The organism is Streptomyces sp. NBC_01454, assembly GCF_036227565.1.
Lineage (GTDB): Bacteria > Actinomycetota > Actinomycetes > Streptomycetales > Streptomycetaceae > Streptomyces.
The window spans coordinates 347,420-359,455 of the sequence record NZ_CP109462.1 but is presented as its reverse complement, the minus strand read 5'-3'; the positions used below and the strand labels follow the sequence as shown (position 1 = coordinate 359,455).

At 70.9% G+C, this 12,036-nt stretch carries 11 protein-coding genes; 7 read left to right on the top strand and 4 right to left on the bottom strand.

The features are described 5' to 3' along the window. From OIU81_RS41610 to OIU81_RS41595, 4 genes are all read right to left on the bottom strand, one after another. The gene (locus OIU81_RS41610; protein WP_329156249.1) at nt 1-2,235 is read right to left on the bottom strand and encodes a hypothetical protein; all 2,235 of its coding nucleotides are present in this window, start codon (nt 2,233-2,235) and stop codon (nt 1-3) included. A 260-nt stretch (nt 2,236-2,495) separates the two neighbouring features. Beyond that, on the bottom strand, nt 2,496-2,693 hold the full coding sequence (locus OIU81_RS41605) for a hypothetical protein (protein WP_329156247.1): 198 nt from the start codon (nt 2,691-2,693) through the stop codon (nt 2,496-2,498). Between the two features lie 144 nt (nt 2,694-2,837). After that, nucleotides 2,838-3,224 carry a hypothetical protein gene (locus tag OIU81_RS41600; RefSeq protein WP_329156246.1) on the bottom strand — a complete coding sequence of 129 codons (387 nt, stop codon included), beginning with the start codon at nt 3,222-3,224 and terminating at the stop codon, nt 2,838-2,840. Further along, on the bottom strand, nt 3,221-3,847 hold the full coding sequence (locus OIU81_RS41595) for a WhiB family transcriptional regulator (protein WP_329156244.1): 627 nt from the start codon (nt 3,845-3,847) through the stop codon (nt 3,221-3,223). Before OIU81_RS41595 ends, OIU81_RS41600 begins: the two co-directional genes overlap by 4 nt. Before the next feature lie 225 nt (nt 3,848-4,072). Between OIU81_RS41595 and OIU81_RS41590 the strand changes: the two genes are divergently transcribed. From OIU81_RS41590 to OIU81_RS41560, 7 genes are all read left to right on the top strand, one after another. Beyond that, nucleotides 4,073-4,816 carry a GntR family transcriptional regulator gene (locus OIU81_RS41590; RefSeq protein WP_329156242.1) on the top strand — a complete coding sequence of 248 codons (744 nt, stop codon included), beginning with the start codon at nt 4,073-4,075 and terminating at the stop codon, nt 4,814-4,816. A 1,188-nt stretch (nt 4,817-6,004) separates the two neighbouring features. Then, a complete protein-coding gene (locus tag OIU81_RS41585; RefSeq protein WP_329156240.1) occupies nt 6,005-7,603 on the top strand; it encodes a hypothetical protein in 1,599 nt (532 codons plus the stop codon). 1,029 nt (nt 7,604-8,632) lie between these two features. Continuing rightward, nucleotides 8,633-9,556, top strand: coding sequence for a hypothetical protein (locus OIU81_RS41580; protein ID WP_329156237.1), 924 nt, complete (start codon nt 8,633-8,635; stop codon nt 9,554-9,556). A 109-nt stretch (nt 9,557-9,665) separates the two neighbouring features. Continuing rightward, on the top strand, nt 9,666-9,950 hold the full coding sequence (locus tag OIU81_RS41575) for a hypothetical protein (RefSeq protein ID WP_329156235.1): 285 nt from the start codon (nt 9,666-9,668) through the stop codon (nt 9,948-9,950). Next, nucleotides 9,947-11,038 (top strand): conjugal transfer protein, encoded by a 1,092-nt coding sequence (locus tag OIU81_RS41570; protein WP_329156233.1) that lies wholly within the window; start codon nt 9,947-9,949, stop codon nt 11,036-11,038. Before OIU81_RS41575 ends, OIU81_RS41570 begins: the two co-directional genes overlap by 4 nt. A gap of 34 nt (nt 11,039-11,072) precedes the next feature. After that, on the top strand, nt 11,073-11,399 hold the full coding sequence (locus OIU81_RS41565) for a hypothetical protein (RefSeq protein ID WP_329156231.1): 327 nt from the start codon (nt 11,073-11,075) through the stop codon (nt 11,397-11,399). After that, nucleotides 11,396-12,013: a hypothetical protein gene (locus OIU81_RS41560; protein WP_329156229.1), complete on the top strand. Its 618-nt coding sequence runs from the start codon at nt 11,396-11,398 to the stop codon at nt 12,011-12,013. The genes OIU81_RS41565 and OIU81_RS41560 overlap by 4 nt, the downstream gene beginning before the upstream one ends. Nucleotides 12,014-12,036: the final 23 nt, after the last annotated feature.

The following is a 12,036-nucleotide window of genomic DNA, read 5'->3' as shown; positions in this document are numbered from 1 at the left end:
TCAGACGCCTGCGAGGTGCTGGCCGAGCTGGCTCTTCGCCTTGGCGTTGAGGTAGTTCGCGATCTTCAGCGCGCGCTCGTCGGCGATCGTGTCTCCGTTTGATCGGACCTCGTCCGAGATGCTGCGCTTGCTCAGCGGCTGGTTCCTGGCGACGAGGCGTTCCACCGCGGCGCGTTCCTTGTCCTCGAGCACCACTTCCTCCCCCTCTCGTTCCGCACCGCTGGTGCGCTCGCGTCCGTTCCGGTCGTTGCGTTCCGCGTTCTCCGTTCCGCCCGGCGTGCGCCGTTTCGCCGCTGGCTCCGTTCCGCCCCGTTCCGCGGTGCGGTCCCCAGGCGTCGCCGCGCCCGGTGCGCGTTCCGTTCCCGTGCCGCTCGCACCGTCCGGGGCGCCGGCCGGTGGGGCGGAACGGAACGAGACGCTGGAAGAGTCCTGGTCAGCTGAGGAATGGCCGAGCGGAACGAGGCTGTCGTTCCGGTCCGCTCCGCCGACGTGCGCCCCGGTCGGCGGGAGCGGTGTCCGGAGCGTTCCATTCCAGTGCGCCCACGCACCGCCGCCTGTTCCGTTCGGTGCGTTCCCGATCTGGCGGAACAGGGGGACCGCCGCCGGACCGGCGCCGTCGTAGAGACCGGTGAGTGGAACGTGAGGGATCACGATGCGGTGCAAGGCCGTTCCGGAACGGAGCGCGTTCCGGTCCGCCAGCTCGATGCTCGCCGCGTTCCAGGCTCGTTCCAGGGTGGAGAGCGAAGCGTTTTCGATCGTCAGCGACCAGGCCGTCCAGGACCGGACCGGGAAGCGGATCCAGCGGATCAGCCCGATCTTCGGTCGTGCCCGGGAGACCAGCCCCTGCTCGCGCAGGTACTGGCGGTGGACCAGGGAGGCGTACAGCTCCCACAGCACCATGCCGACGACACTCATGGTCGCAAACGCGACGGAGGCCTGCGTCGGCCGCCCGCCGGGACCACAGTGGTGGGCGTAGTTCATCGCGGCCGCTCCGGACGCGAACACCCACGTCATGATCCGGTAGATGGCTCCGGAGTCGCCCTGCTGCCGGGCCTGGTGGTACATCCAGCCGGTGAAGGCTGTCGTGAGCTCCCACGCGGCGGCAAATCCGAGGGCGAAGACGGTCCACCAGCCGAACGCGTCCTTGGCGTAGTCGGTCTGGGACCACCAGGCCACCGCCATCGGGGCAAGGATCGGGCCGGTGACCAGGACACGGCGGGCCTGGTTGCGCACAAGCTCACGTGCCCAACGGCGGATCTGTCCCAGCCGGTGAGTGAGCGTGGGGCGCCCTTTGGCCTGCTTGTGCTCACGCCGAGCCGTCGCCCGCTGGTGACGGCCCTGCTGTCGCACCCCCTTTCGTTCCTGCCGGCGCGCGGGGCGCGAACGCGCCCGCTCCCACGCCTTCTTGGCCTCGGCGAGCAGCCGGTCGGCCTCCTCGTTCTTCTCCGTCGCCTCGGTCTGGCGGTTGGTGGCCTGCTCCATCAGGTCAGCGGCCCGCTTCTCGGCGGACGCGACCGTCGCGTCCGCGGCGCTGCGCAGTTCCTCGGCGTCGCGGGCGGCCCGTTCCCGGTCCGCCTTGATGTCCAGTGCCGACTGCCGGCGCCGCTCGGTGTCAGCATCGGCCGCTTCCTGGCGGATGCGTGCGGCCTCGGCCTCGGCGTTACGCAGACGGCTGTTGGCCTCATCGGCGTCGCGCCGGGCCGCACGCCGGAGCTGGTCGGCCTGCATTCGGGCGTCGGCGAGCACCTGCTCGGCGTGCCCCTGCGCTGTCTCGTGGGTAGCGAGTGCCTGGGTGGTGGCCTCCTCGACGAGGCGCTGTCCTTCCGCTTCCGCGGCGGTGAGGACCTGGGACGCTTCACGGTCCGCGGCTTCCTTGGTCGCCGCGGCCTGGTCAGCGGCACCGGCCGCGACGGCCGAACTCGCTTCCCGAGCGCGCTCCTGGATCTCCCGGGCCCGGCGTTCCGCCTCCTCGCACACACGAGTGGCCTGGGCCCGGGCCGCGGCGAGACAGGCCTCGGCCTGCATCGTCGTCTCGATCCTGGAGGCCTCGCACTCATCCTTCGACAGGTCGACGATGTCGGCCGACCGGTCGCGGGCATCGGCGAGGAAGGCCAGGACCTCGACGGCATCGCCGGCATCCAGCACCTGGCTGGGGTTGTCCGCAGGCTGCGAACTCTGTGACTGCGACGAGGCCCTGGAGGGCTGGCGACGTCGGCGACGGGCCTTGCTGCTCACCGTCGTGCTCCTTCTTCGTGGCGTGCGCCATCGGCCTGATCTGGCGGGCGCAGCGTCGGGGGTAGTAGTTGGGGGGCGAGGTCGGCAACGCGGCGGTCACCTCCGCCCCCGGGCGGGCTGGCCTTCCCGCGGCTGTGCCGTGGCCTACTCCGGCTCGCCCGCGCCCTGCGCGTCCTCGGCTTCGTACGGACCGAACAGCGCGCGGTCCAGGTCGGCCTCGTTGGCGATCGGACCGTCCAGCGGCGGGTACGTCACGCGGCTCATGAGCTGACCGTCCGGCGCCCGAGGGCGTAAAGACGAGCGCACATCCCGTTGTTGTGGGCGTCGGCCTGGTCCTTGAATCCGTAGCGGGCCAGCACACTGGCGGCGATCGCGAGCTGGCAGGTGGCCGGGCGGCGAAGCCGGCCGCTGTGGACGCCCCGCTTGCCCTGGCGGTCCTCGTTCTTCGTGAGTGTCATGTCGTTACTCGCAGAAGTGCTGGAACGGGTAGTACCCGGCACACGACGCGCAGTAGTACAAAGGCTGCTGCTCGTAGCCGAGAATGATCTGCAGGAGCACGGTGCATGTCCTTCGCTGCGGGCCCTGGGCTCGCTTGCAGGCCGTCAGCAGTTGCCGCACGGGCGGGGCCGACTGTGTTCATCGGAGTCGCCCTCCTCCCTGCGGGGCCCGGGCTGTTGAGCCGGCGCCGGGTGGTCAAGGTGCGCACGCGCCGGCTCGGCGGCATCGTGGACGACGGCGTCCGTCGGGGGCGCCGGCTGCTCGATCCACGCTCGGTAGGCGTCGGCCTCCAGGCGGGCCCGGTGCCACAGGATCAGAAGGACACCGACGAGGGCGGCCGGCTGCGGGTCGGTGCCGTCCTGCGGCAGAGGCAGGAGGGTGACCGGTGTCTCGGCCTTCGCCTGCAGGGCCCGCACAAGACGGTGGTTGAGGGCGCGGAGCTCGCTCATCTCGGAGGATGTGTCGCGGGCCGACGTGGTGTGGTCTGTCATGCGGCCCACCCCGTCACGCGCCGGTACTCGCCCTGGAGCCGCTCGCGGTGGGCGAGCGCGGCCTTGAGCTCGGTGTGGTTCGTCTGCCGGACGTCCGGCTTGACCGAGAGGCCGATGTGGGACTGGGTCAGCCTCGACACCTCGCGGGCCGCGCGCAGCCGCTCGACGCGCTGTTCGGCCGGCCTGGCATCGAGGGCGCAGGCCTTCGCCAGTCGCTCATGGTCGGCTTTCCCGAGGGTCAACTGCATCTCCTCGGTGGCGCCGCCGCGCACCGCCAGGTCGCGGGAATGCTCGGGGTAGCGCAGGGCGAGTTCAAGGCAGGCGGCGGCGACCGGGCACGGTGCGCAGTACTGGGCGATGGTGCGCTCGCGGCGCGTCATCCACTCTTCGGCCGGCTCTTCGTCGCGCTGGTAGAAGGCGTTGACGTCGTTCGTGCCGCCGCAGAGTCCCAGCAGAAGGGCCTCGCGCAGCTGGGGTTCGCGCATCTGGCTGGCGACGGCCTGCCCGTCGGGGCCGGCCAGGTAACCGCCGTCGGCGAGGACGGCGACCGAGTAGGTGTCGGCGAGCGCGCGGCCGATCTCGGTGGCGCACTGCGCGGGGAAGTCGGCTGTCATGCTGGTCATTGCGTCGTCTGTCCTTCGTGACGGGAGGGGGCGGCTTGCGTCACCACGGCCTCCGAGGGCTCCAATCCCTCGGGGGCCGTTTGCATGAGCGCAAAACCATCTGGACTACCTGGAGTACTCCAGGTAGTCCAGATGGTGCAACGGTTTGCCGATCTCGTCAAGAGCACTTACGGCGACAGCGGCCCTGCACGCCCCGGCCCTTGCGCGTGCGGCAGTATGTGCCACATGGCCACGACCCCGACCAGCAGGCGCAGCCTCGCCGACCAGCTGCGTACTGAGATCCTCAACGGCGAACCCGACCGTGCGCCCGGCGCCATCGTGTCCGGGCGCCAACTCGCCGAGCATCTCGGATGTGCGCGCAAGACGCTGATCGGGGCCATGCAGATCCTTGAGCAGGAGGGCCTGATCAGGGCAGTCCCCAAGGTCGGCTACATGATTCTTTCGCCTGCTGCCGCCTTCGAGGCACGCGTCGACGAACACGGCCACGTCCGCCCTGCCGTCGCGCAGACCGGCGATACGGCCGAGCCGGTCACCACCGCGGTGCGCAAGGCGCCCGACGGTGTCGCGGCAGCGCTGGGCGGCCCGCCGGAGATGAGCGTCGTCCTGCGCCAGAGCGTCCTCGGCCGAACCGGCGCCCCCTGGGCAGTGCGGGAGATTTACGTGCCGCGGGGCATCGCCGACGCCGCCCCCCGGCTCCTGGATCCGGGCCTCGTCGACGAGGCCGGAATCCTGGACGCGGCCGGCCTGAAGGAGACCGGGCACCTGCACACCATCTCGGCGCGGCCGGCGACGGACCAGGAGACTGCGCTGCTCAAGTCACGGACCGCCGTGGCGCTTTCGGTCCAGCGCGTGAGCTACAGCGGCGAACAGGCGCGGAGTTGTGAGTTTATGATCATCCGTGCCGATAGAGTCAGCTTGACCGATTGGTCTGGAAATGTGCCTAACTATGGTGAACCTGACGCGAAATGATCCCTGATCAGCGCGACGCGCAGCGTGTACCGGTCCATCGACAGGCTGTGCACTTCCGTTGTCGTTGGGGATAGGGTGACCCTCGATTGATCTACTGCTAGCCCTGACAACACGATGCCCCCGGACCTTGAGCAAGTCCGAGGGCGTATATCGAGTTCGAGAAACCGAATAAGGCGGTGTCTCGTGGTGGAGCGTACCCGCACCCACACACAAATGCACAGTCAGCCCGGCCTCGTCGCTGCGTCCAAGACGCCGACGGACCGGGGCTTTTTGCTGTGCGGACACCGCTCATCGCTCATCGCCCTGACCGAGGAGGGCGGGATGTCGTAGAGATGCCGGGCGGGCGTCCCCTAGCAGGGAACGCTCCTCGCCCTTCCGCGCCGGATCGGAGTTAGCAGCTCCTCTGCCGGCCGTCACCGCTCCTACGGAGTTACCAGCTCCGTCGAGCGAAGAGCCAGACCGCTAGGTCTGGATGATCACTGCCTCCCAGCAGCATCGGCCCCGAGGGGCCTCAGTCGTCCCTGGATAGCACCAGGGAGGAACCGGAGTACATCTTGCAGCACCACCATGGCTTTTGTCAGCTCAGCAGCCGTCCGGGACCAGCCTTCTCAGCCATTCGTCCCTCAACTGTCACGTCAAGGTCACATGACGTGATGGCAATTTCTCCCCATGTGGCCGCTTCGGGAGTGTCATCCACTTCTGTGCGCGGCCCCGGGACGGCCTGCTCACGCGACCTGCTGGCGGCGTCTTCCGCGCCATGTCCACCAGGCACCGCGCGCTGAATCCGCCCCCGCGGCCAAGGGTCCGGACAAGGGGCTCCGCCCCTCGCTCCACACCTTGGCCAAGGGCTTTCCGCGCTCAGCTGCACGGCACGCCGTGCGTCAGCAGGCGAGCGTCCGGCACATCACTGTGCACGGATGCAGCCGCAGGGTTGACACCCTCTGACCGCAGCCGGGCGCCTGGTCCCATCTGCAAGGCCGTCCTCTCCGCACAGCCGGGAGGACGGCGACTCGAGCACCTCGTCGACGGTTCGTCACCCCGCCGACGGCGTGCGGGAGAAGTGTGTCCAGTTCTGTACTCCTCGCTACCACCGACCCGCCCAGTCCGGTCCTGCCACAGCAGGCGTCGGGTTTTTCCCGCGTATCCCGTGACCCGGGACCCGTACGGCGCCAGCGCGTCAAGGTGCCGATGCGCCTGGTGGAGTCCGCGCACTACGCCGACGTCGCCCTGACCGTCTACATGAAGATCAAGGCGCTCGGCCAGCGCCCGGAGGGCTGCACCGCAGGGACGGTGGTCCTCGCCTCATACCTCGGGCTGTCGCGCTCGTCCGTCGAACGCGGCATCGCCCAGCTGCGCAGGCCGGGTCCGGATGGCGTCATCGAACTGCCGTTCAATCAGCGCCGGTCTCTGCCGGGAGGATCCGGCACCACGGCCCGGCGTCGCGTGCGTCCGATGCGGCGGGACGAGCGCTTCATCTGGCTGCCCGTCGCCGCCTGCGAAGACCTCAGTCCGCGGGAGCTTCGTGCGTTCGCGGTGCTCTGCTTCGCCCAGGCCCAGCGCATCCCGCTCACCGAGGGGGAGCTGGCCGGCCACCTGCACCACCACTCCGGTGCGCGCGCGGGCACAGCGCTGTCGGTGGCGGCCGCGGGAAAGGTCGTTGACGCGCTCGAATCAACCGGGTGGATCACGGTGCTGCGGCGGGCCGGGGTACGGGGCCGGCACCAGTTCATCGCGCACGATGTCCCCCCGGCACCGCAGACATCGCCGCCCTCCACGGCGGCGGAAGCCGACTCGGCGTCTTCGCAACCTGATGAGGGATCGGGTGTGGCGCCCGGTGAAGGTTCGCTCGCGACTAGGGAAGACCAGAGAACTGACCGACCTGATGACGAGCGCCGCCCTGACTCACCCGCCGTAGGCGAGGTACAGGTGGTGAAGGGCGCTTCGCCTGTGGATAACTCCGGCTCACGCCCTGCGGGAGATGGTGGGATCGAGGGAGATCTCGCGCTCCGCGCGGGTGCCAAACGAGCGCTCTCCCAGGACGGCCAGGCCTCTCGGGCCCGCTACGACGGCCCTGCGCTGACGCTGCACCCGCGGATCGTCGAGGTCCTTGAGCCCGTGCAGCCGCTGTACCGGCAGGCGAACACGTTCATGCAACGGCGAATTGCCCGCGAGGTCGGCCGGCAGCTCGATCACGGCTGCGACGTCCTCCGGCTCCGCCAGCGGCTGACGACGCGATTCGCGAGCGTGCTGATGTCGGACATCAAGGACCCCGCCCGCTGGCTGATGGGGGTCGCGCTGCCCCGGTGGGGCTGTGGCCACCAGACCTGTGAGTCCGGTGTGATGTGGCCGAGCGGCGAGGCCTGCGCGGCATGCTCCGACGTCGTGGCCACACGACGCTGGGAACGCCTGCGGCTCCACCAGATCGAGCTCGGCCAGTGCCCCGACCATGGCCTCGGCGGACCAGGGACACCGTGCACGCAGTGCGTTCCGTCGGCGCCGTCCCGTCCGGCTCCTGAACATGTGCTCCCGGCTCCGCCCCGCTCGGTATGCCGGGACTGTGGCTGCCGGATCAACCTGCTCGGCCCCGCGCTCGGTGATCAGCTCTGCAAGCCGTGCCGGGAGCAACTGCGTGCGCCGGCCGCCTCCACGGCGCCGGAGCGCCAGCCCGCCTCGGCGCGGTGCGTCGGGTGGCCCGGGGAGACCTGTGATCGGTTGGCGCTGCCGACCCGGCCGGTGTGCGCGCGGCATCGGACGAAGGAACTTCTCGCCGAGGTGGCCGGACGATGACCAGCCGCCGCGTCCGCACTCGTGCGCGCGCCGAAGCGCGCGTTGGAGTTCGGGCCTGCCTCCTCGGTGCGCCGCCGGGTGACGTCGTCGCGCGCGGCGCGCGTGGCGCTCACCGACGTGCGCTTGCGGCAGGCGCGCGGCGCGTACGCGGTCGACCCACACGGCGCACCGCCAAGCCGGTCGGCGGCGACCAGGCTCCCGCGCGCGGTGCCAGGCGCACCGGTCGGTCAACTGATCGGACGCGGCTCCAAGGGGCGGGTCGGCGGCTTCACGGAGCTGCCCGGCTTGTGACGTGCTGTAGTCATCAGTGATGCGGATGGACTCCCCAATCCCGGTGTGCCCATAGCGGATTACCCCTTGTCCAGGTTGAGGACCGCTCGGCGGCCGCCCCTTGTCCAGCTTGCGGAAGCCTTCCTTCCGCCCCTTGTCCACCGCTGCGGCCTGGCGCGTCTTTCCTTGACCAGGTTCGCTACCGGCTGGCTGGCGCCCTTGTCCGGGTAGGGCGCGGCCGGACCGCGGTGGGCCTCGGGGGAAACATCGCTCAGGGTTCCGCCCTTCACGTTCATCACGCTGTGTCAGAAGAGGACGGTGGACGCACCGCCGCTGCGGGGCGGGAGACAGGGGACTGGCGCGCCGCGCGCGCCGGCCTTCCGATCGGCAGGTGCGCACTGTCGCCGGGCGAGGTGCGCACGGTGCGCCCGGCGAAGGTCCCGATGGCGCGCCGCGCGTTGCGAACCTGCCAGCGAAGGCGCGCACCGGTGCGCCCGGCCGCGCGCACCGCGCACCGCACCAGATCCGCGCTGGTGCGCCGGCCCGCGCGCGCGATGCGCACCGTGCGCGCACCCCTTGTCCAGCTCGCGCACCAGTGCGCGCACGTCCACCGCACCCCTTGTCCGGTGCGCGCGCCACCGCGGTGCGACGCGCGTTCTTCCTTGGCCGCCTGCCTCGGCCTGTGCGGTCAGACCGCGGACAAGGGGGGTCAAAAGATCGTCAGCGGCATCCCCACCGGATGACTAAGGACGGTCTCGGATGTCGCACCGCACAAGCCACCTCAGCACCTCTTCCGCCTCGGCCACCGACGAGGGCTCCAGCACCCTTCGGAGCCTGAACCGCGACTGGGCGGCACTCTCCAACGACCACCGCGCCTGCGCCCTGGTCGCCGACTGGGCAGCCGAGCACCCGCTGTTCGCCGGCGCCCAGAACCCGCAGGGTGTGGTCGACAAGATCAGCGCTCTGTTCCGCCGCGGCGCCTGGGAGGACCACGACCAGGCGATGTCCATCCTGCTGCGGCGCGCCAAGGGCACCGGCGCCGATCAGGATCTGGCCTGGCGGACGGCGGCTCGCGTCATGCTGCCGAAGACCGTCTCGATGGCCAAGTCGCAGCAGCGCGAGGGAATCCGCTGGGACGACATCGTCTCGGCGATGTTCAGCGCGCTGTTCGAGGTCGTGGGCACCTACCCGCTGGAGCGCCGCCCCCGGGGCGTCTTCGCGAACATCTCGATGGACACCCTCGTCCTCGCGCAGAAGACCATGGCGGCCGACTACGACGACCGCTCGGCCCTGCGCGACATAGGGGACTCGCTGCTGCCGCTCGCCGGCGACCGGTCCGCGGCACTGCTGCCGGCCGGCGACCCCGACCCGGCGACGCAGGTGCAGCTGGCCGACTGCCTCGTGCGGGCCGTCGAACTCGAGATCGTCAGCAGCGACGAACCCGAGCTCTGCGCCGATGACCCCCGCGCCGAACTTCTCTCCCTCGTGATGTGGGCCGTCGACATCCAGGCGCTCACGATCTCCGACGCCCAGCGGATCGCGAGCTACTACCTGGAAGCCTCCACCCTCCCCGGCCGCGCCCCGCGCACCCGCCGGTCGATGGGCAACGAAGGCGCGCGCCTGCGCCAGCGCGCCAGTCGGGCGGTCCGGCCGCTGCGCCAGGCCGTCCGCACCGCCGCCTGAACTTTTTGCCCTCCGGCTGTCACACGGCGGACCAAAACCACACCTCTACGGGTGATCCGCGCACGGCCCCCTTCCCCGCTCTGACCATCGACTTCACGGGAGCACCTTCATGACTGCCGCCCACACCTCCGGCCCCACTCGTGCTGCAGGCCCGCTGGCCGACGAGGACGAGACCCGCGTGGCCACCGCCCGCATCACCGCCACCCGCCTGGGCACCGCCCTGGTGCGCGACCCGCTCGACCGCACCGTGCACGAGCAGATGCGCCACTTCCTCGACCACGACTCCGAGCCCGCGCTCATGTCCTGGGAGACGCTGAAGTCCCGTACCCCCGAGCAGCTGAAGTCCCGCATCGCCGCACTCCTGACGGCGCAGGCCCAGCGGAGCGCGTCGTGAAGCGCTCACGCCGAAAGGCTCGTCGGGAGAACGAGGCGTGGCCCGAGGACGCGGCTGTCGAGACCGTCGAACCGGGGCCGGCCGAACAGAACGAGACGGAGGAGGCCGCCGGCTGGAAGACGAGCACGGCCGGCCTGACCGGACTCGCGCGCCTGGCGCGCGTCGGGGCATGGGCGCTGATCGCCTCCGGTCCGGTCATCGGAGTCCTGGCTCTGCTCAGCTCCTCCGCACCGGCCCAGAGCGCGCCCAAGCCGCAGGCCGCGGTCAAGTCGACCGCCGCGACCGGGCCGGCGGGCTTCGCGCAGCTGTTTGTCGGCTCCTACCTGGAAGCCGGGGAGGGCACCGAGAAGAACCTGGCGCCGTACTACTCGGGCAGCATCGCGCTCACGCACCCTGCCGGCACCCGCAGCGCCCTGCGCACTCAGGTGATGGACGCCCGCGAGGTCTCCTCCGGCTACTGGTCCGTCACTGTCGCGGTCAACGTTGCGGCGAAGTCCAAGAAGGGCGGCTACACCGACGCCGGGGTCCAGTACTTCCGCGTCGCCGTGCAGTCGACCGGCTCCGCCGCCGATGCCACCTCCGGATACACAGCCGTCTCCCTGCCGGCGCAGGTCGCCGCGCCGCGCTCACTCAAGCCCGGTGACCTCGGCTACCCGACCTCTCGCGGCAGCGGGACCGCCGACCCCGCATCGGACACCGCCGCCTCATTTCTGAAGGCGTACGTGGCCGGCCAGGGCGAGTTGGACCGTTACACCGCTCCCGGCGTCCACATCTCTCCCGTGACGCCGACCCCCTACTCCTCCATCAAGCTCACCGCCGTTCAGGACGACTCCCCCGACAGCGCCGACAACAAGGTCCCCGGCGACGGCGTCCGCAGGCGCCTGCTGGTCTCGGTCGACGCCACCGACGCGGACGGCAACACCTTCCCGCTCACGTACGCGCTCGGCCTGACCGCGCGCGCCGGGCGGTGGGAGATCTCCTCCCTCGACGACGCCCCGGCCACCGCTGCCCAGAGCAAGCCGTCCAGCGCCCCGAACGCCCAGGCCCCGGTCGCACCCAGCGGCGCCGCATCACCGTCCGGCAGCTGATCACCGTCGCCCACCACCGAAAGAGGAAACGTTCATGCACCCGCTGACCGCAGACCCGAACACCGTCGTCCTCGCCGGCGACCTGCTCGACTGGGCCACGCTCAAGACCAACCAGATCGGCACTCTCATCAAGCTGGTCGTCGGCGTCATGGTCCTGGCCGCCGTCGCGATGGCGTACTGGAAGACCAAGTCCTGGGTCGCCACCCTCGTCGCGTTCCTCCTGGGCGCGCTCGTCCTGTGGGGCATCGCCAACCTGCCTTCCCTGCAGTCGAAGGTCGGCTCGGAGATCGACGACCAGGCCTCCAGCGTCGCCCCGCAGGTGCCCGGGCCGGACGCCGGCAACTCCAAGGCGCTGCTGTGAGCGCGTCCGAGGAAGACCTCGTCGGGCACTCCTACACCCGGGCCCGGAAGCATCCCCTCGTCATCGGCAAACTCCCGGGAGCCGGACGGCTCCCGGGAGGCCCGTACACGATCACCCAGATCGTCACCATGGTCGTCGTCTTCGGGCTTCTGGCCATCACACAGGCCCTCTGGGCGCACTTCGGCCTCGCGAACATCCTCATCATGATCGCGCTCCCCTGGGGGCTGGCCTGGGTGCTGCGCTACGCGCGCATCGACGGCCGGGATCCGGCACGCGCGCTGCGCTCCCTGCTCATCTACGCCTCGGCGCCCGCAGGCGGCCGGCTTGCCGGCCGCCCCCAGCGGCACCCGCGCCCCCAGCTGTCGCGGACGACCGCAACCGTCCGGACCGTCGGGGGCCCTGACTCCGACGGGCTCGCCCCGGCGCCGCAACGGCGGCAGGTGGCCGCGGCGCCCCAGTCACGCCCGGCACGCCGCCCGACTTCGGCCGCCGTCTCCTCCGCCCGGCCGGCCGGCCCCGCCGGTCCCGCTCAGACGACGCCGCCCCGCTCGAGCGGCCGGAGCCAGTTGCAGAGCCTCCTCGCCTCGCTCGAGGACCAGCACCCCCGCTCGTAGCGGCGCCCTGCGCCTCATCCACG